The sequence below is a fragment of the Bradyrhizobium sp. Rc2d genome, assembly GCF_900099855.1.
Taxonomy (GTDB): domain Bacteria; phylum Pseudomonadota; class Alphaproteobacteria; order Rhizobiales; family Xanthobacteraceae; genus Bradyrhizobium.
Genome location: NZ_FNCU01000004.1, coordinates 1 through 19,339 on the forward strand (window position 1 = coordinate 1; position 19,339 = coordinate 19,339).

19 protein-coding genes and 1 pseudogene are annotated in these 19,339 nt (G+C 65.6%); 17 read left to right on the top strand and 3 right to left on the bottom strand.

Going from position 1 to position 19,339, the window contains the following annotated elements; translation table 11 throughout:
• Both BLV07_RS07785 and BLV07_RS07790 read right to left on the bottom strand, forming a co-directional pair.
• A pseudogene (locus BLV07_RS07785) lies at window positions 1-266 on the bottom strand (IS110 family transposase); the annotation flags it as partial.
• Between the two features lie 207 nt (window positions 267-473).
• The gene (locus tag BLV07_RS07790) at window positions 474-1,475 is read right to left on the bottom strand and encodes an adenosine kinase (protein WP_091882161.1); all 1,002 of its coding nucleotides are present in this window, start codon (window positions 1,473-1,475) and stop codon (window positions 474-476) included.
• A 125-nt stretch (window positions 1,476-1,600) separates the two neighbouring features.
• Here BLV07_RS07790 and murJ point away from each other — a divergent pair, with 125 nt between their 5' ends.
• The 16 genes from murJ (at window position 1,601) to trmB (ending at window position 17,123) form a co-directional block, all read left to right on the top strand.
• On the top strand, window positions 1,601-3,136 hold the full coding sequence (gene murJ, locus BLV07_RS07795; RefSeq protein ID WP_091882164.1) for a murein biosynthesis integral membrane protein MurJ: 1,536 nt from the start codon (window positions 1,601-1,603) through the stop codon (window positions 3,134-3,136).
• A 207-nt stretch (window positions 3,137-3,343) separates the two neighbouring features.
• On the top strand, window positions 3,344-4,396 hold the full coding sequence (gene trpS / locus BLV07_RS07800; protein WP_091882167.1) for a tryptophan--tRNA ligase: 1,053 nt from the start codon (window positions 3,344-3,346) through the stop codon (window positions 4,394-4,396).
• A gap of 108 nt (window positions 4,397-4,504) precedes the next feature.
• Window positions 4,505-4,999 (top strand): universal stress protein, encoded by a 495-nt coding sequence (locus BLV07_RS07805; protein ID WP_176945404.1) that lies wholly within the window; start codon window positions 4,505-4,507, stop codon window positions 4,997-4,999.
• A 276-nt stretch (window positions 5,000-5,275) separates the two neighbouring features.
• Window positions 5,276-5,845 carry a NifU family protein gene (locus tag BLV07_RS07810; RefSeq protein WP_091882994.1) on the top strand — a complete coding sequence of 190 codons (570 nt, stop codon included), beginning with the start codon at window positions 5,276-5,278 and terminating at the stop codon, window positions 5,843-5,845.
• 157 nt (window positions 5,846-6,002) lie between these two features.
• Window positions 6,003-6,698 carry a tRNA (adenosine(37)-N6)-threonylcarbamoyltransferase complex dimerization subunit type 1 TsaB gene (gene tsaB / locus BLV07_RS07815; protein WP_091882174.1) on the top strand — a complete coding sequence of 232 codons (696 nt, stop codon included), beginning with the start codon at window positions 6,003-6,005 and terminating at the stop codon, window positions 6,696-6,698.
• A complete protein-coding gene (gene rimI, locus BLV07_RS07820) occupies window positions 6,695-7,180 on the top strand; it encodes a ribosomal protein S18-alanine N-acetyltransferase (protein WP_091882177.1) in 486 nt (161 codons plus the stop codon). The genes tsaB and rimI overlap by 4 nt, the downstream gene beginning before the upstream one ends.
• Before the next feature lie 37 nt (window positions 7,181-7,217).
• Complete coding sequence (locus BLV07_RS07825) at window positions 7,218-7,676, top strand: Fur family transcriptional regulator (protein WP_091882180.1); 459 nt, start codon at window positions 7,218-7,220, stop codon at window positions 7,674-7,676.
• 230 nt (window positions 7,677-7,906) lie between these two features.
• Window positions 7,907-8,587, top strand: coding sequence for an HAD family hydrolase (locus BLV07_RS07830; protein WP_091882183.1), 681 nt, complete (start codon window positions 7,907-7,909; stop codon window positions 8,585-8,587).
• A 193-nt stretch (window positions 8,588-8,780) separates the two neighbouring features.
• On the top strand, window positions 8,781-10,175 hold the full coding sequence (gene miaB / locus BLV07_RS07835; RefSeq protein ID WP_091882186.1) for a tRNA (N6-isopentenyl adenosine(37)-C2)-methylthiotransferase MiaB: 1,395 nt from the start codon (window positions 8,781-8,783) through the stop codon (window positions 10,173-10,175).
• A gap of 64 nt (window positions 10,176-10,239) precedes the next feature.
• Window positions 10,240-11,235, top strand: coding sequence for a PhoH family protein (locus BLV07_RS07840; RefSeq protein ID WP_091882190.1), 996 nt, complete (start codon window positions 10,240-10,242; stop codon window positions 11,233-11,235).
• A 60-nt stretch (window positions 11,236-11,295) separates the two neighbouring features.
• Complete coding sequence (ybeY, locus tag BLV07_RS07845; RefSeq protein WP_091882194.1) at window positions 11,296-11,805, top strand: rRNA maturation RNase YbeY; 510 nt, start codon at window positions 11,296-11,298, stop codon at window positions 11,803-11,805.
• Window position 11,806: 1 nt separating this feature from the next.
• Complete coding sequence (locus BLV07_RS07850) at window positions 11,807-12,925, top strand: hemolysin family protein (RefSeq protein WP_244551019.1); 1,119 nt, start codon at window positions 11,807-11,809, stop codon at window positions 12,923-12,925.
• Window positions 12,922-14,535, top strand: coding sequence for an apolipoprotein N-acyltransferase (gene lnt / locus BLV07_RS07855; protein WP_091882199.1), 1,614 nt, complete (start codon window positions 12,922-12,924; stop codon window positions 14,533-14,535). Before BLV07_RS07850 ends, lnt begins: the two co-directional genes overlap by 4 nt.
• A 219-nt stretch (window positions 14,536-14,754) precedes the next feature.
• Window positions 14,755-15,168, top strand: coding sequence for a helix-turn-helix domain-containing protein (locus BLV07_RS07860; RefSeq protein ID WP_024338547.1), 414 nt, complete (start codon window positions 14,755-14,757; stop codon window positions 15,166-15,168).
• A gap of 87 nt (window positions 15,169-15,255) precedes the next feature.
• Window positions 15,256-16,413, top strand: coding sequence for a M20 family metallopeptidase (locus BLV07_RS07865; RefSeq protein WP_091882202.1), 1,158 nt, complete (start codon window positions 15,256-15,258; stop codon window positions 16,411-16,413).
• Window positions 16,410-17,123 (top strand): tRNA (guanosine(46)-N7)-methyltransferase TrmB, encoded by a 714-nt coding sequence (gene trmB, locus BLV07_RS07870; protein ID WP_091882205.1) that lies wholly within the window; start codon window positions 16,410-16,412, stop codon window positions 17,121-17,123. Before BLV07_RS07865 ends, trmB begins: the two co-directional genes overlap by 4 nt.
• Before the next feature lie 21 nt (window positions 17,124-17,144).
• Here trmB and BLV07_RS07875 read toward each other — a convergent pair whose 3' ends face one another.
• Window positions 17,145-18,227 carry a DUF2336 domain-containing protein gene (locus BLV07_RS07875; protein WP_091882209.1) on the bottom strand — a complete coding sequence of 361 codons (1,083 nt, stop codon included), beginning with the start codon at window positions 18,225-18,227 and terminating at the stop codon, window positions 17,145-17,147.
• A 356-nt stretch (window positions 18,228-18,583) separates the two neighbouring features.
• On the opposite strand from BLV07_RS07875, the gene rimP reads away from it, so the two are divergent.
• A complete protein-coding gene (rimP, locus tag BLV07_RS07880) occupies window positions 18,584-19,339 on the top strand; it encodes a ribosome maturation factor RimP (protein ID WP_091882212.1) in 756 nt (251 codons plus the stop codon).

Consider the following 19,339-nt stretch of genomic DNA (forward strand, 5'->3'; position numbering starts at 1 on the left):
TTCTTGTTGCGCTTGACGTAGGGCTTCACATAGGCCGGCGGCATCAACCGCACCTCGTGGCCATACCGGCCGATCACGCGCGCCCAATGATGAGCGCTGCCGCAAGCCTCCATGCCCACCAGGCACGGCGGCAACTGTGCGAAAAACTTCTCGACCGAGGCTCGCTTGAGCTGGCGCCTCACCACCACAGCTCCCGACGCGTCAATCCCGTGGACTTGAAAAACGTTCTTCGCCAGATCAACCCCAATCGTGCTAATCTTCGTCATGGACGGCTCCCTTTGTCTGGTTCGACTCAACATCACCAGTCTGGCACACCGATGCCGTTCGGGGGCCGTCCATCCCATCATTGCGAGCCACCGGGTCCGCGCGAAGCGCGGCCCGATGACAGGCTCCGCGAAGCAATCCAGTCTGCCTCCGCGGAACGATTCTGGATTGCTTCGCTTCGCTCGCAATGACGGGGGAGAGAGCGAGGCCTACCCCGTCAGTCCGCGCTGCTCGGCGAGCTCCTTCAGCGACACCTGGGGCCGCGCGCCGATGTGCTGGATCACTTCGGCCGCCGCAAGCGCGCCGAGCTCGCCGCACTGCTTGTACGCGAAGTTGCGCGCGAGGCCATACAGGAAGCCGGCGGCGAAGAGGTCGCCGGCACCGGTGGTGTCGATGACCTTGTCGACCGCGAATGCCGGCGCGGCGACGGCGTCTTCCACTGAGACCACCATGCAGCCCTTCTCGCTGCGGGTGACGACGCCGAGATTGACGTCGTTGCGCAGCTGCTTCAGCGCGGTGTCGAAGTCCGAGGTCATGTAGAGCGAATGCAGCTCGGCCTCGTTGGCGAAGACGATGTCGACAGTGCCGTTGCGCATCAAGGACAGGAACTCGTCGCGATAGCGGTCGACGCAGAAGGAATCCGACAACGTCAGCGCCACCTTGCGCTTGGCATCATGGGCGATCTTGGCCGCCTTGACGAAGGCGTCCTTGGCGTTCTTGGGGTCCCAGAGATAGCCTTCGAGGTAGACGATGCCGGCGCCGGCGACCTCGACCGGATCGATGTCGGCCGGCGACAGATCCTGCGCCGCGCCGAGATAGGTGTTCATGGTGCGCTCGCCATCGCCTGTGACCAGGATGTAGGAGCAGCCGGTGGCGGGGCCGTCCGTTGCGGCAGGCGTGTTGAAGGCGACGCCGGCGGCGCGGATGTCGTGGACATAGAGCTTGCCGATCTGGTCGTCCTTGACCTTGCCGACATAGGCGGCGCGGGCCCCTAAGCTGCCGATGCCGACGATGGTGTTGGCGGCCGAGCCGCCCGAGACTTCCGTCGCAGGGCCCATGTCCTTGTAGATGGCGGCCGCCCGTGCCTCGTCGATCAGGGACATGCTGCCCTTGGTCATGCCATGCTTGGCCAAAAAGGCCTCGTCGGTCCTGACCAACACGTCGAACAGCGCGTTGCCGATGCCGAGAACGTCATATTTCACGTCAGCCATTCACCTTGATCCTGTTTGGCGGATTGCGATCCCCGCGGAAATCCGCTTCCTGTCGGCTTGAAATCTGGCTCGCGGCCTATCACGACCGGACCCGCGCGGGCAAGCAACGGTATTATAAAGGGCCGATGATCCGCTCCTTCCTGACCGTCTCGACGGGTACGTTGGCCTCGCGGCTACTGGGCTTTGCCCGCGATTCCCTGATCGCGGCGCTGCTCGGCACCGGCGCCGTAGCGGATGCGTTCCTGGCGGCGTTTCAGCTCGTCAACGTCGTGCGCCGGCTGCTCAGCGAGGGGGCACTGAATGCGGCGCTGATCCCGGCCTGGCTGCGTATCCGCGACCGCGATGGCGAGATCGCTGCAGCGGCGTTCGCCGGACGAGTGCTCGGCACGGTCAGCGCGGCCCTGGTCGCGATCTCGATTGGCATTGCGCTTCTGATGCCGCTGATCATCACGGCGATCGCGCCGGGATTTCTCGGCAGCCGCACGCTCGATCTCGCCGTGCAGAACGCGCGGCTGATGCTGCCTTATCTCGGCTTCGCCGGCCCCGTCACCGTGCTGATGGGACTGCTCAACGCACAAGGGCGCTTTGCGCTGACGGCGTTCTCGCCGCTGCTGTTCAACATCGCGCTGATCGCCGCGATCGCGGTGCTGTTGCTGGGGCATGCCGATGCGGTTCTCGCTGCGTGGATGCTGGCCGCCACCGTCGGCGTCGCAGGCCTGCTGCAATTGCTGATGCTGCTGTCGCAGCGAAGCGCGCGCCTCGCGGCGCCGCTGCGCGTGAGTTTCGACAAGGAGATGCGGGCTTTCTTCGCCAAGGCCATTCCCGGCATGATCGCAAGCTCGGGCCCGCAATGGTTGATGGTCGCGGGCGCGATCATTGCCTCGGCGACGCCCTCGGCGGTGTCCTGGCTCTATTTTGCCAACCGCCTGATCGAGCTGCCGCTCGGCATCGTCGGCGTCGCCATGGGCACGGTGCTGGTGCCGGAGCTGACGCGTGCGGTCGGTAGCGGCGACCGCGTCGCGGTGGCGCATGCCGAATCGCGCGCGCTGGAGCTGGCGACCGGGCTGGCGCTGCCGGCCACGCTCGGCCTGATCGTGCTGGCCGATCCGATCGTACGGCTGCTGTTCGAGCACGGTGCGTTCAGCGTCGAGGACAGCGCGGCTACCGCGCACGCACTGATGTGGCTGGCGCTGGGCCTGCCGGCGCACGTGCTGATCAAGGCGCTGTCGCCGGCCTTCTACGCCCGCAGCGACACGATGACGCCGTTGCTCGCGACCGCCAAAGGTTTCGTGGTGACGGTCGTGCTCGCGGTTCTGCTCGGTCATGCCTTTGGCGCGAGCGGGATCGCGGCGAGCATCGCGGCCGGCGCCTGGAGCAGCGCGCTCTCGCTGCTTCGGAAAGGCACGACCGAATTCGGCTTCTCGGTCGACGCAGCGGCCCGCACGCGATTGCCGCGAATCGTGCTGGCCGCGATCGCCATGGGTGCCCTGCTCTGGCTGACCGCCGGTCTCGTGCCTGCCGAGACCCATGGCTTGATCAAATTCGTCGCACTGGGTGTGCAGATCGCGGCCGGGATCGCCGTCTACGGCCTGCTCCTGCAAATCCTCGGTGCAGCCTCCTGGCGCGAGGCGGTTAACGCGTTGAAACGGCCGGGTCGTTAGAGCGCTTGGCGCCGCCGGGCTCTTCACCTCTCCCATCGGGAGGTCGATTTGCACAGCAAATCGGGTGAGGGGACCGGTCCCTCGATTGAGCTTAGCCCCTCACCCGCACCTTCGGCGCGACCTCTCCCGATGGGAGAGGTGGAATTGCCCTTGACGGGGCTGCGCCGCTGTTGGAAACGACGGCCGTATCTTCCAGGAAAGCTGACCATGCCATTCGTTGAACGAGTCTTTTCGGGCGTCCAGCCGACGGGCAATCTGCATCTCGGCAACTACCTCGGCGCGATCGTCAACTTCGTGAAGATGCAGGAAACGCACAACTGCATCTATTGCGTCGTCGACATGCACGCGATCACGCAAGGCGTCGATGTCTGGGGCGGGCCGGCCGAGCTCACGCGCAACACCCGCGAGGTGACCGCGGCGTTCATCGCTGCCGGCATCGACCCCAAGAAGCACATCGTGTTCAACCAGAGCCAGGTCTCGGGCCATGCCGAGCTCGCCTGGATCTTCAATTGCGTCGCGCGCATGGGCTGGCTCGGCCGCATGACCCAGTTCAAGGAGAAGGCCGGCAAGGACCGCGAGAACGCCTCGGTCGGGCTGTTCGACTATCCCGTGCTGATGGCCGCCGACATCCTGCTGTACCGCGCCACCCACGTGCCGGTCGGCGAGGACCAGAAGCAGCACCTCGAGCTCTCGCGCGATATCGCGCAGAAGTTCAACAACGATTTCGGCGATTCCATTCGCGCCCAGGGACACAATGACGGCCTGTTCTTCCCGCTGCCGGAGCCGCTAATCACCGGTCCGGCGACGCGCGTGATGAGCTTGCGTGACGGCACCAAGAAAATGTCGAAGTCGGATGCGTCGGACAATTCGCGCATCAACCTCACCGACGATGCCGACACCATCGCGCAGAAGATCCGCAAGGCGAAGACCGATCCGGAGCCGCTGCCGAGCGAAGAGAAGGGCCTGGAAGCGCGCCCCGAAGCCGACAACCTCGTCGGCATCTTCGCCGCGCTCTCCGGCCGCTCCAAGGCCGACGTGCTCAGGGATTTCGGCGGCGGCCAGTTCTCCAGCTTCAAGAACGCGCTGGCCGAGCTGTGCGTCACCAAGCTCGCGCCGATCGCCGGCGAGATGAAGCGCCTCGTCGCCGACCCCGGCCATATCGACGCGATCCTGAACGGGGGCTCCGACCGGGCCCGCGCCATCGCCGACGAGACCATGAAGCTGTCGAAGGACATCGTCGGCTTCATCCACCGGCGCTGAAGATCGCATCTGAGAAACCGGCCTGCGCCACGGCGCTGGTGGATGTCCCCTCTCCCAAACGTTCCGGGAGTGTGGCAGCATGCTGGCCGTGCACACGCCGGGACATGCATGACCAGCAAGCGACTTTGCTTCGAGCCGGGTCACAAGCCCAAATGCCTCGTCATCGTCGACGACACCGCCGAATGGGATCGCGCGGTGTATTACGCCAGCCGCTGGGCGATCCGCGCCGGCGGCGGCGTTGTGATGCTGCGCATCATCGAGCCCGAACAGCAGACGCAGGAATGGCTTGGTGTCGCCGACATCATGCGCGCCGAGGCGCAGGAAGCGGCGGAAGCCGCGCTCGACCGCGCCGCCGGCCGCGCCAACGGCATCGCCGCGATCACGCCGGAGCGCGTGATCCGGGAAGGCACCGCGATGGAACAACTGCTCGCGGTGATCGACGAAGACCCTGACATCGCCATGCTGGTGCTGGCCGCGAGCCCTGGTGCGGAGGGACCGGGGCCTTTGGTCTCGCTGCTCGCCCATTCGCTCGGCACGTTTCCGGTTCCGGTGACGATTATCTCCGGCGCGCTGAGCGACCAAAGCGTGGATTCGCTGTCTTAGCTTCTCGCCTCTCCCCGCCTGCGGGGAGAGGCCGGAATTCAAGCGCCGCTTGAATTCCGGGTGAGGGGGAGCCTCCGCGCGTCCAACTCTCACCGTCCTCGTGGAGACTCCCCCTCACCCCAACCCTCTCCCCGCAAGCGGGGAGAAGAGGCGTCCTAACCCGCTGATATAACGACGAAACAGCTCCCTCGCCCCCTTGATCGTGCGTTCCCCGTCGCCATCTGCTACTGGATAGAGCACGCGCCGGCCTTGAACCAGCGACGTCTGGAGAAAACCATGTTCATTCAAACCGAAGCCACCCCCAATCCCGCCACGCTGAAGTTCATTCCCGGCCGCATCGTGGTCGACGGCAGCCCCGTGGAGTTTTCGAGCCGCGAGGCCGCAAGCCGCTCGCCGCTCGCCGAAAAGCTGTTCGACGTGCCCGGCATCACCGGCGTGTTCTACGGATCGGACTTCATCACCGTGACCAAAGCGAGCGGTGAGTGGCAGCAGCTCAAGCCCGCGATCCTCGGCGCGATCATGGAGCACTATATGTCCGGCGCGCCGCTGCTCGCCGACGGCACGGCGCAAAGCGATATCGAACTCGACGACCACGATGAATTCTTCGACGAGGCCGATGCCGAGACGGTCGACATGATCAAGGACCTGATCGAGACCCGGGTGCGGCCGGCGGTCGCCAATGACGGCGGCGACATCACCTTCCGCGGCTTCAAGGACGGCGTCGTCTATCTCAACATGAAGGGCGCCTGCTCGGGCTGCCCGTCATCGACTGCGACGCTCCAGCACGGCATCCAGAACCTGCTCAGGCATTTCGTGCCCGACGTGGTCGAAGTCCGGCCGATGTAAATTGCACGGTCTGCGCACCGATTTCCCTCCGTCATGCCCGGGCTTGTCCCGGGCATCCACGTTTTTGGGGCCGCAAAGTCGTGGACGGCCGGGTCAAGCCCGGCCATGACGGCGAGAACCTTAGGCATCATCCAATTGCCAATGCTATGATCACGTCATGCTGATCCTCGCCATCGATACTGCGCTCGACGCCTGCTCCGCGGCCGTGCTCGACACCGAAACGGCCGAGCTGCGCGCGCAGGAATCGCTGCCGATGAAGCGTGGGCATGCCGAAGCCTTGATGCCGCTGATCGCGCGGGTGATGCAATCGGCGGAGCTCGGCTTCGCCGCGCTCGACCGCATCGCGGTCACCGTCGGTCCTGGAAGCTTCACCGGCCTGCGCGTCGGCATTTCGGCGGCGCGCGGCCTTGCGCTCGCGGCGAACCGGCCGGCCGTCGGCCTGACCACCTTGTCCGCCTATGCTGCCGCCATCGTCGGCCAGAGCCGATCGGCACCCGTGATGTCCGCGATCGACGCGCGGCACGACCACGTTTATTTCCAGATCGTCGCCGGCGACGGCAGCCAGCTGGTGCGACCGAAGGTCGCCAGCATCGACGAGGCGATCGCGGCTTCGCAATTCGGCGCGCCGCACCTGGTCGGCAATGCCGCGAACATCCTTGCCGAGCGCTGGCCGACGGGCGCGCCGCAACCCATTGCGGTCGATACGCACCCCGCGCCCGACATCGGCTGGGTCGCCTGGCTTGGCGCCGCGGCCAATCCCGACACGACCCCGGCGCGGCCGTTCTATCTGCGCGCGCCCGACGCCAAGCCGGCCGCGCAGCTACAGCTCGCAGCACAAGCTGCAAGCTCATGATGGGATGGTTCTCGCAATGGTGGCGCGGCGGCACTGCCGCCGTCGAGCCCGCGTCCGCGCGCGATGCCGCGCGGCTGGCGCAGCTTCATGGCGCCTCCTTCGCACGTGGCTGGGGCGAAGGCGAGTTCGAGAGCATGCTCGGTGAGCGCAACACGCTGGTGCATCGCTTGCGCCTCGGTCGCAAGACGATCGGGTTTGCGGTGTCGCGGATCGGCGCGGACGAAGCGGAAATCCTCTCGATCGCAGTCGATCAGGCCTATCGCGGCCGCGGCCTCTCCCGCACGCTGCTGATGACCCATCTCGGCCACCTCGCCGGGCGCGGCGTGCGCATAATATTTCTCGAAGTCGAGGAAAATAACCAGCCGGCGCGCCGCCTCTACGATTGGGCCGGATTCATGGTGGTCGGGCGCCGCGAACGCTACTATAAGCAGCCGAACGGGGAACAATTGAACGCCCTTCTGATGCGACGTGACTTGTCGTAACATTGATGGCAGAAAGCGCCCGTCAGGCAGACCAATCATGACCGCACTGAAACCCTCCTCTACTACGTCCAAGGCGTCCGGCATCGAGGCGCGCTGTGCCGCCACCGGCATGCGCATGACCGAGCAGCGCCGCGTCATCGCCCGCGTGCTCGCGGAGGCGGTCGATCATCCCGATGTCGAGGAACTGTACCGGCGCTGCGTCGCCGTCGACGACAAGATCTCGATCTCGACGGTCTACCGAACGGTGAAGCTGTTCGAGGATGCCGGCATCATCGAACGCCACGATTTCCGCGAGGGCCGCGCGCGCTACGAGCAGATGCGCGACAGCCATCACGACCACCTCATCAATCTGCGCGACGGCAAGGTGATCGAGTTCACCTCCGAAGAGATCGAGAAGCTCCAGGCCGAGATCGCCCGCAAGCTCGGCTACAAGCTGGTCGATCACCGCCTCGAGCTCTATTGCGTCCCGCTCGACGACGACAAGCCGACGAGTTAGTGCGTTTGCGGATTCTGCGCGTCGGCGACGGCCCTTCACCTCTCCCCATCGGGGAGAGGTCGATTTGCTCCTGGCGATGCAAAGCATCGTCCAGCGCAAATCGGGTGAGGGGGCTCAGGTCCCACGAGAGTCCACAACCCCTCACCCGGCGCTTCGCGCCGACCTCTCCCTATGGGAGAGGTGGCACCACCCGCGCGGCACCAGAGTGCCTCCACCAAGTCAGGCGCTGAATGCCCATCGACCTCATCATCTTCGACTGCGACGGCGTGCTCGTGGACAGCGAGGTGATCTCCTGTCGTGCGCATGCCGATGTGCTGACGAGGCACGGCTATCCGATCACGTCGGATCAGGTGTTCGCGCGCTTCCTCGGCCGCTCGACGCGGCAGGCGAATATCGAGATCGAATCCGAGCTCGGCCGCAAGCTGCCCGAGGCCTATCACGGCGATCTGCAGGACGAGCTGTTCCGCTCGTTCGAGGCCGACCTCGAAGCAATCCGCGGCATCCATGATGTTCTCGATGTCGTCACCCAGCGCGTCTGCGTCGCCTCGAGCGGCTCGCATCAGCGCATGCGCGTGAGCTTGGGGAGCACGGGCCTCTACGAGCGCCTCGCGCCAAATATCTTCTCGGCCTCGCAGGTGAAGAACGGCAAGCCGGCGCCGGACCTGTTCCTGTTCGCGGCAAACGAAATGGGCGTGCCGCCCGAGCGCTGCGTCGTGATCGAGGACAGCCTGGCCGGCATTGCCGGCGCGCGGGCCGCCGGCATGACCGTTTTCGGCTTTTACGGGGGCAGCCATTGCCGCGATGGCTATGCCGAAACCCTGCGCGACGCCGGCGCCGACCTGCTCTTTGCCGACATGCATCAGCTGCCGGAGCTGGTCCGGCGGGTCGAGGCGGACGCCCTGGCGGGCTGATTTTCGCCCTCTCACCGTCATTCCGGGACACGCCCGAAGCGCGTGAACCCGGAATCGCGCGCCAGAACCTCTGGATTCCGGGTTCACGACTGTGTCGCGCCCCGGAATGACGACCCAAATGGCCCCCTTCGCTGGATTTTCGCGCCTCTAGCCTATATCTCAGGGCCGTCCTCCACCTCCATTTTCGGGTTCCATGACGCCGCCGCGCAAGCTGCACATCAAATCATATGGCTGCCAGATGAACGTCTACGATGCCCAGCGCATGGTGGACACGCTGGCTCCGGAAGGATTCGTGGAGACGGCCAGCGCTGAGGACGCCGACCTCGTCATCCTCAACACCTGCCATATCCGCGAGAAGGCCTCGGAAAAGGTCTATTCCGAGCTCGGCCGCCTGCGCGTTGCCAAGGACGAGGCCGCGCACTCGGGCCGCGCGATGCAGATCGCGGTCGCGGGCTGCGTGGCACAGGCCGAGGGCGAGGAGATCGTGCGCCGCGCGCCTGTCGTCGACGTCGTGGTCGGACCGCAGAGCTATCATCATCTGCCCGAGCTATTGAAGCGCGCCGGCGACGAGGGTCGCGCGATCGAGACCGAATTCCCTGCTCAGGACAAATTCGGCTTCCTGGCCCAGCCCAGGCCCGATGCGATTCGCGCGCGCGGCATTTCCGCTTTCGTCACGGTGCAGGAAGGCTGCGACAAGTTCTGCACCTTCTGCGTCGTGCCGTATACCCGCGGCGCCGAGGTGTCGCGTCCCGTGGCGAAGATCGTGGACGACGTGAAGCGGCTCACTGAGAACGGCGTGCGCGAACTCACGCTGATCGGGCAGAACGTCAACGCCTATCACGGCGAGGGGCCGGACGGAAAAAGCTGGCCGCTCGGCCGGTTGCTCGAGCATCTGGCGCAAATCCCGGGCATCGCCCGGCTGCGCTATTCCACCAGTCACCCCCGCGATGTCGATGACAGCCTGATTGCGGCCCATCGCGATCTCGATGCCCTGATGCCGTTCGTGCACCTGCCGGTGCAGTCGGGCTCGGACCGGATTCTGGCCGCCATGAACAGGAAACATACCGCCGATGATTACCGGCGGGTCATCGAGCGTTTCCGTACCGCACGCCAAGATATTGCTTTTTCATCGGATTTTATCGTCGGCTTCCCCGGCGAGAGTGAGCAAGATTTTCTCGCCACCCTCGCGCTTGTCACGCAAATCGGCTACGCTGCGGCTTATTCGTTCAAATATTCCGCCCGGCCGGGAACGCCGGCCGCGGACATGCAGGAGACGGTGTCCCCCGCCGAGATGGACCAGCGATTGGAGCGGCTCCAGGAACTGATCGACAGCCAGCAATCGGCCTTCAACAAGGCTGCGATTGGCTCAACGATCGATGTGCTGTTCGAGCGTCCGGCTCGCAAGGAAGGCCAGATCGTCGGCCGCACCGCTTACCTCCAGCCCGCGCATGTGATGGCCTCGCCCGACATCATCGGACAAATCCTGCCGGTCCGGATCGACAGCCTCGAGCGCTACAGCTTTCTCGGCGAGCTCGTGACGCCGCGCAACGCGCGCGAGCCCGCTTTATCGCAAGCCACTGGAGCCTGAACCCTTGCCAAAAAGCGCATCGGATTCGTCTTCGTTCGCTCCCAGCCGCAAATTTGACCGCGACATGCAAGTACCGCCCGAGACCCAAGTCGTCATCGATTTCGACGACAACCGTGCCGCTTCCGCGCTGGTCGGCCCGTACGGCCAGCATCTCGCGCAGATCGAGCGGCGGCTCGGCGTGATCGTCGACTCCAAGGGCAACCACATCACCATCGGCGGCACGCGCGACGGCTGCGACGCCGCACGCCGCGTGCTGGAGATGCTCTACGCGCAAGCCGTGAAGGGACAGGATCTCGACCAGGGCGAGGTCGAGGGCGCGATCCGCGCCGTGATCGCCCAGGGCTCGCTGTTCGAGTTCGATGCCAAATCGGCCAAATCAACCTTCGACAGCATCAATTTGCGCAAGCGCCCGGTGCGCGCGCGCACGGCCGCGCAGGATTCCTACATCCGCGCGCTGAAGCGCCACGAGCTGGTGTTCGGCATCGGCCCCGCCGGCACCGGCAAGACCTGGCTCGCGGTCGCGTATGCCGCGCAGCTGTTCGAGCGCAAGGAGGTCGACAAGATCATCCTGTCGCGTCCGGCGGTGGAAGCAGGCGAGCGGCTCGGCTTTTTGCCCGGCGATCTCCGCGAGAAGGTCGATCCCTATCTGCGCCCGATCTACGACGCGCTCTACGACCTCATGGACGCGCGCATCGTCGAGCGGGCGCTCCAGACCGGCGAGATCGAGATCGCGCCGCTCGCCTTCATGCGCGGCCGCACGCTCACCAACGCCGCCATCATCCTGGACGAGGCGCAGAACACCACGTCGATGCAGATGAAGATGTTCCTGACCCGCCTCGGCGAGAACAGCCGCATGATCGTGACAGGCGATCCCTCGCAGATCGACCTGCCGAACGGCCAGACCTCGGGTCTGGCGGAAGCAACCCGGCTCCTGAACGGCGTCGAGGGGATTGCGCAAGTGCATTTCAAAGCCGAGGACGTGATCCGCCACGAGCTCGTGGCGCGGATCGTCGCCGCTTACGAAGGGTCGCCGCAGCGGCCGGCCACCGGTCAATCCTGACGAGGCAACAGCCGGACCAAGCGGGCGCGTACAGCGTGCCTTTTCGTCCCAGACAGCACAATGTCCCATCCCAATCTACCCATCACCGAGGTTCTCGTCGTCGCCGATTGCTGGCAGCGCGAGCCCGATTCCGAAACCGTGATCCAGCGCGCGGTTGCGGCCGCCGCGGAGAACGTCGACGAGGACGTCGCCGACGCCGAAGTGGCTGTGATGCTGACCGATGATGCCGGCATCCGCACCCTCAACGGCAACTGGCGCGGCATCGACAAGCCGACCAATGTGCTGTCGTTCCCTGCGCTCCAGCCCGAGGGCGAGTGGAAGCCGGGCGATGCGCCGCGCATGCTCGGCGACATCGCGATCGCCTACGAGACCATGCGGCGCGAGGCAGACGAGGAACACAAGCCGTTCGATCACCATTTGAGTCATCTCGCCGTGCACGGTTTCCTGCATCTGATCGGCTACGACCACGAAAACGACGACGACGCCGAGGAGATGGAAGCGCTGGAGACGCAGATCCTGGCGCATCTCGGCATTCCCGATCCCTATGCAGACCGCCCGGGGACGAATTGAGATGCCGGATTCCGATCCAATCCAGGACAACCCGCGCAACACGCGCAATTTGCCCGCCGTCGTGACCCAAGGCGAGGTGATGCGCCCGACCGCAGAAGGCTGGCTCTTGCGCGCCATCCGGACGCTGTTCGGCTGGAAGGCGGGATCGGTGCGCGACGACCTCCAGGTCGTGCTCGACGCGTCGACGCCTGACGACACCGGCTTCTCCGCGGTCGAGCGCACCATGCTGCGCAACATCCTCGGCCTGCACGAGCGCCGCATCGCCGACGTCATGGTCCATCGCGCCGACATCGTCGCGGTGAAGCGCGACATCCCGCTCGGCGAATTGATGGACCGCTTCGAGAGCGCCGGCCATTCGCGGCTCGTCGTCTACAACGAGACGCTGGACGATCCCGTCGGCATCGTCCACATCCGCGACCTGCTCGCCTTCATGACCGCCCGTGCGCGCGTGTCGGAGGCCACCAAGACCAAGCGCAAGAAGCCGCTGCCGGCCGGGCTCGATTTGCGCGCCGTCGATCTTGCGCTGCCGCTTCACGAGGCGCGCATCATCCGCAAGCTGCTCTACGTGCCGCCGTCGATGCGGGCGATCGACCTGCTCGCGCAGATGCAGGCCACGCGCATCCACCTCGCGCTGGTAGTCGACGAATATGGCGGCAGCGACGGGCTGGTCTCGCTCGAGGACATCGTCGAGCAGATTGTCGGCGAGATCGACGACGAGCACGACAGCGACGAGCCGCCCTCGATCGTGCGCCTGCCCGACAGCGCCTTCATCGCCGACGCCCGCGCCAGCCTCGACGACGTCCGCTCGGTGATCGGCGAGGATTTCGTCACCGGTGAGGCCGGCGAGGAGGTGGAGACGCTGGGCGGCTATCTCGTCAGCTTCGTCGGGCGCCTGCCGGTGCGCGGCGAAGTGATCTCGGGCCCCGGCACTTACGAGGTCGAGGTGCTCGACGCCGATCCGCGTCGCGTCAAGCGGCTGCGCATCTCGACGCGGAAGGAGCGTCCCGCGCCTCGCACCCAGCGCGAGAGCCGCCGCCGCGAAGCTGCGCCGGAGAGCGGTCAACCGCCGGCCAGTGACACGCCGACCCCGCCGCCGAGCGACGGGGCCGGTCCGCAGTGAGCCCGCTCCAGCGACTTCGGCAGATTGCGCTTGCCATTATCCTCAGCTGGGGATGGAAGCGCGCCGTCATCGCCATGGCGGCCGGGGCGCTGTCGGTGCTGGCGCTGGCGCCATTCAACCTCTTCCCGGTGCTGTTCGTCACCTTCCCGGTGCTGGTCTGGCTGATCGACGGCGCCGGCGGCGGACGATATGGCGGCGTTCCGGCCGCGGCGCTGACCGGCTACTGGTTCGGGCTCGGCTATTTCGTGCCCGGCCTCTACTGGATCGGCTACGCCTTCTTCGTCGAGGCCGACGTGTTCGCCTGGCTGACACCATTCGCCGTGCTGGGCCTGCCGGCCTATCTCTCGATCTTCACGGCAATCGGCTTTGCGCTGGCGCGCCTGCTCTGGACCAAGAACGCCACGCGCGTGCTGGCGCTCGCAGCAAGCCTCACCATCAGCGAATGGCTGCGCGGCCACGCGCTGACCGGCTTTCCCTGGAACGCGTTCGGCTACGCGCTGTCCGAGCCGCTGCCGCTGGCGCAAACGGCATCGCTGATCGGCCTGTGGGGCATGACGTTCCTGACGGTCGCGATCTTCGCGAGCCCTGCGGCGCTGTTCGATCGCGCGCCCGATCGCCGACTGCAATGGCGCGCGCCGGCCGCCGCAATTGCGCTTCTGATCGTCATGGGCATCTTCGGCGCGATCCGCCTGTCGCTGCATCCGACCACGATGGTTGCGGGCGCCAAGCTGCGCCTGATGCAGCCGAACCTCCAGCAGGACGCGAAATTCAACTACGCCGCCAAAGCGGAGGTGATGAAGAAATATTTGGCGCTGTCCGACCGCGCCTCCGGCCCGCAATCGACCGGCGTGCGCGATGCCACCATCCTGATCTGGCCGGAATCCGCCTTCCCGTTCTTCCTGACTCGCGAAGCCGACGCGATGGCTGAGATCGCCGACCTTCTGCCGAAGGGCACGGTGCTGATCACGGGTTCGGTCCGCGCGCCGGATCTGCCGCGGGGCACGCCGATCACGCGTGCCTATAATTCGATCTATGTGATCGATCACGACGGCAGCGTGCTCGCTGTGTACGACAAGCTGCATTTGGTGCCGTTCGGCGAATTTCTTCCCTACCAGGGGCTGATGGAGAAGCTCGGTTTCGAGCAGCTGACGCGCGTGCGCGGCGGCTTCATTCCCGGCACCGTGCGCCATGCGCTGCCGGTCGCCAGCGCGCCGCCCGCGCTGCCGCTGATCTGTTACGAAGCCATCTTTCCCGGCGAGGTGGGCGGACGTAGCGAACGTCCGGGCTGGATCGTGAACCTCACCAATGACGGCTGGTTCGGCATCTCGACCGGTCCCTATCAGCATCTGGAGCAGGCGCGGATGCGCGCGATCGAGCTCGGCTTGCCGCTGGTCCGCTCCGCCAATACAGGCATCTCCGCAGTGATCGATCCGGTGGGGCGCACCATCGCCAGTCTCGGCCTCGGAATCGAAGGCATTTTGGATGCAGGTCTGCCCGCCGCGATCCCGCCGACGATCTATGCGCGGGTGGGCGACGTGCCCGCAGCCATGCTCGTCGCGCTCGCCGTGATTGTGGCGGTCCGCCGACGTGTCGCCAAACGGCACCTCTGATCGCCTCGCCGCGGACTTAGCCGGAATCCTTTGACAACCGTAGTCCCACGGTTGACAGACTGCACGCGGGCTCCCCATTCTGCACCAGCTGCAAAAGACAGCGGTGCGTTGCTAAATTTCTCCGCAATGTTTCCCAATAAGAGGGTCTGATTTGACGGTGCTGACACCCGAGGCACGCTTGATGATTGCGCCGAGGGTGATGTTTGGAGGGCTGAGGAAATGTCGAAAGCGCCCAACCCTGTTGACAAATATGTCGGCAGTCGCGTGCGTATGCGCCGCATCATGTTGGGCATGAGCCAGGAAAAGCTCGGTGAAGCTTTGGGCCTGACTTTCCAGCAGATCCAGAAATACGAGAAGGGCACCAACCGGGTCGGCGCGAGCCGCATCCAGCAGATCGCCGAGATTCTCCAGGTGCCGGTGTCGTTCCTGTTCGAGGGCGGGCCGAGCGGTGTGCCGGGCCCGGAAGGCTTCAGCGAAGGCGCCTCGCCCTCTTACGTCTCGGATTTCCTCGCGACATCGGAGGGACTCGCCCTGACCAAGGCGTTCACCCGAATCACCGATTCCAAGATGCGCCGCTCCATCGTCGATCTCGTCGAGCAGATCGCCGCCCGCGAAGGCCCCGACAAGCGCTGACGCGTCATCGCAATGGCGATTTGAGACTGCGCCAAATCTGGCCTATGTCGTCATTTGCGGCCGCGCCCTCGATGCGCGTCCTTTCCGATGATGCGATTCAAAGGCATAGATGCGTTCATGGCCAGCTCCAATTGGTTCGATTCCCAAACCATTCTCGATGGCATCCGGCGCTGGGTTGAGATCGAGACGCCGACGGAAGCACCTGAACGGGTCAACAAGCTGATCTCCGTGGTCGCGGAGCAATACCGCGATCTGCCTGTGACGCTCGAGCGCGTCGCCGGCGTCGGCGGCTGCGGCGATCATCTCGTGGCGCGCTCGACCTGGGGCCAGGACGAGCCGGGCATCCTGGTGCTGAGCCACCTCGATACCGTTCATCCCATGGGCTTCATCGAACGCCTGCCGTTCAAGGTCGAAGGCGACAGTGCGTTCGGTCCGGGCATCTACGACATGAAAGGCGGCGCCTACATCGCCCATCACGCCTTTGGCGCGCTCTGCGCCACCGGCGATCGTTCGCCGCTCGGCATCACCCACATGTTCACCTCCGACGAGGAGATCGGCAGCCCGACCTCGCGTGCGCTGATCGAGCAGGAAGGGCGCAAGGCCAAATACGTGCTGGTGACGGAGCCGGCGCGCGACGGCGGCAGGATCGTCACGGGGCGCAAGGGCGTCGGACGCTTCCAAGTCTTCATCAAGGGCGTCCCCGCTCATGCCGGCACGCGTCCAGGGGACGGCCGAAGTGCCGTCCGCGAGCTCGCCAACGTGATCCTGGCGCTGGAGGGAATGAACGACCTGAAGCGCGGAGTCACCATCAATGTCGGCGTGGTGCGCGGCGGCACGCGCCCCAACGTGACGCCGGAAGAGGCCTATGCCGAAGTCGATCTGCGCGTGCTGAGCCTCAACGACGCCGACGAGTTCGTCGGCAAGATCCTCGCGCTCACGTCGAAGACCGACGGCGTCACCGTTGAGATCACCGGCGAGCTCAATCGTCCGCCTTACGAGAAGAGCAATGCAGGCGCCGCGCTCTACGAGCATGCGAAGACGCTTGCCGCCGAGATCGGCTTCGAGCTGATCGACACCCACACCGGTGGCGGCTCGGACGGCAATTTCACCGCCGCGCACACCGCGACGCTCGACGGGCTCGGCGTCGACGGCAGGGGCGCGCACACCCATTATGAGCAGCTCTATGTCTCGTCGCTCGAGCCGCGCGCGCGGCTGCTCCATCGCCTGTATCAGACGCTGCGATGAGCGAACGCAAATCAGATTCCGAGCGCGATGACAGCGAGCGCGCCTTCTTCGGGCGCCGCAAGGGCCACAAGCTCAGGCAGCACCAGGCCGGGCTGATCGATCATCTGCTGCCGCATCTTGCGCTCGACATCGTGGGTGACGCGCCGGCGAATGCCGGCGAGATCTTCGACCCCGCGGCGAGCGAGGTGCGGCTCGAGATCGGCTTCGGCGGCGGCGAGCATCTCGCGGCGGAGGCGCAAAACTTTCCCGCCACCGGCTTCATCGGCTGCGAGCCCTATGTCAACGGCATGGCAAAGATCCTCGCGCAGATCGAGGCGGCCAATATCGGCAACATCCGTCTGTTCGCGGGCGATGCCGCCGAGCTCTTGGCCTGGCTTCCGCAAGCCTCATTGTCGCGGATCGACCTGATCCATCCCGATCCCTGGCCGAAACGGCGGCACTGGAAGCGGCGCTTCGTGCAGGACAGGACCATTGCCGCAATGGCGCGCGTGCTGAAGCCTGGCGGCGAATTCCGCTTCGTCTGCGACATCGACGATTACTGCGCCTGGACGCTGTCGCATCTTGCGCGCTCTCCGGACTTCAAATGGCTTGCCGAACGCGCCGACGATTTCCGGCAGCCCTGGGCGGGCTACACCATGACGCGCTACGGCCGGAAAGCCGCGCGCGAAGGGCGCAAGGCGGCCTATCTGCGGTTCAGGCGGGTCGGTTAGCCGTCATTGCGGAGCGCGAAGCTAGATCGTCTGCCGGTTGCGCCAGAAATTCACGACGCGTTCGGCGGTCGTCGGCATCAGGCGCGTGAAATTCATGCGCGCGGTCTCGACGTCGGCATCGGCCGGGGTGCGGTGCGGGCCGTACCAGAGCAGGATGAGCGCGCGCACCGTGGGCCAGCCGAGATTGAGCACGCGCCCCAGGATCAAAATCGGATCGTAGCGATCACCCGCGATCAGGCGGTCGAGCATCGAAAGGCGGACACCGGACATCGCCGAGAGCGAGGCGATCGATTCCTCGTATTTGTGCGCCTTGGCGAAACCGAGCAGCGCGCTCTCGCCGAGATGGCCATCACGATGCAGGGTCAGCACCGTACGCTGTGCCGCCGAAAAATCGCGGCGCGGCCCCGGCGGCAGCGCAGCCTCCTCGATGGCCGCCATCGCGCGCTTGATCTCGATCTGGCGCGCCGGATTGACCACGCTGGAGAGGCGACGGCGGATGACGTCGAGCGTGCCGTCGAGAAGCTCCTTCAAGTGCTCGCCCGAGAGATCGTTGCGCTGACCGATCTTGAGCGTCAGCACGCCGTCCTGCGCGGCGCGCTTGATCAACTCGGAATAGCTGCCGGGCGAGAACACCGCACCGGCATTGCCCGCGGCGCGACGCACCACGTCGCGATCACCGCGCTCGACCAGCACGTCGGTGACGACAGCCGGCAAGATGGGGCGATCCGTCATCGCCAACAAATGACCCTGCCCCTTCAACCGCGCGATCTCGACCAGGGCGGCCTCGTCGAGCACGGGCGAGCGGCGCAGCACGGGGCCCGCCACCATAATCTCGTTTTCGCGCGCGAGCTGGTTCACCAGATGCGGCGGCGCGTTGCCGAGGCGCGAGAAGCGCTCGGCGAGATCGATGCGCGAGGCGAGCTCGGCATGCGGGACGAGATCGATCAGGAGATTGTCGAACAGATCGATCAGTTCGGGGCCGAGTTTTTCGGCATCCCGGAAGAACAATGCAGAGATGGCCCGCGCGATCTCGCCGCGACGCCGCGGATCGCCGCGTTTGACGATATCGTCCAGTCCAGGAATCAGCGACGTGGCAACGGTCATGAAACGCAACTCGGGATCTGGCACGCCGTGGGCGCGCCATAGCTCAAGCCGCACCACAATCGGGGAATCTAGGCCTGCTTGATGAAGGAAGCGTTGCGCGGCGGGCCGTCCGAAGATCGCAAAAAGCCTCGTCCTCCCTGCAATGGGCCTTGTCCGGGAGGGTGGAAAAGGCTATATCAGCGCCAATTCATCTTCTCATACGATCCGCGTAGTGAGAGTGGGCCCGAAAGGACCCGCTCTTTTTTATTACCTGAACGCGGCTTGGCGGAAGATGCGGCCCGACGCGTTGTCGGGAGAGTTCCGAAGCGGGCTTTGAAATTAACCGAGCCTTAACCATCGAGCGCCTGACCCCTGTCATGACCGAACCGAACTCTGGTTCCACGGATGCCGAATTGCTGGCCGAGCCGCGGCTCGTGGTCGAGCCGGGCGTCGCGGCCCGGGTGTCCGCGGTCGCAGCTCCCGTGCTCCAGGGTATGGGCTATCGCCTGGTGCGGATCCGCATTTCCGGAGAGGCCGGCTGCACCGTGCAGATCATGGCCGAGCGGCCGGACGGCTCGATGCAGATCGAGGATTGCGAGGCGATCTCGCGGGCGCTGTCGCCTGTGCTCGACGTCGCCGACCCCATCGATCGCGCCTATCGGCTGGAAATCTCCTCGCCGGGAATCGACCGTCCCCTGGTGCGCCGCTCCGATTTCCAGCGCTACGCCGGACATCTGGTGAAGGTCGAGATGGCGGTCGCCCATGAGGGGCGGAAGCGGTTCCGCGGCACGCTCGGTGCTGTCGAGGGCGACCGCGTGCATCTGCATCGCGACGACGTCAAGGCGGGTGATGATCCCGACGTTCTCCTGACCATGGAGGATATCGGCGAGGCACGGCTGGTGCTGACCGACGAGCTGATCGCCGAATCGATGCGTCGCGGCAAGGCCGAGGCGCGCGAGATGCGCCGCAATCTCGGCCTCGAGCCGCCGCCGGCGCCGCACGCCAAGATCAGCGAGAAGACCACCAAGAACACCAAGCCGAAGAAGAAGCCGGCACCGACCAATACGAAGAAACATCGCCTGGCCGCCGAACGCGCGCGGCGCGGCGAGATCGAGCCTGACGAAGGAGACTAG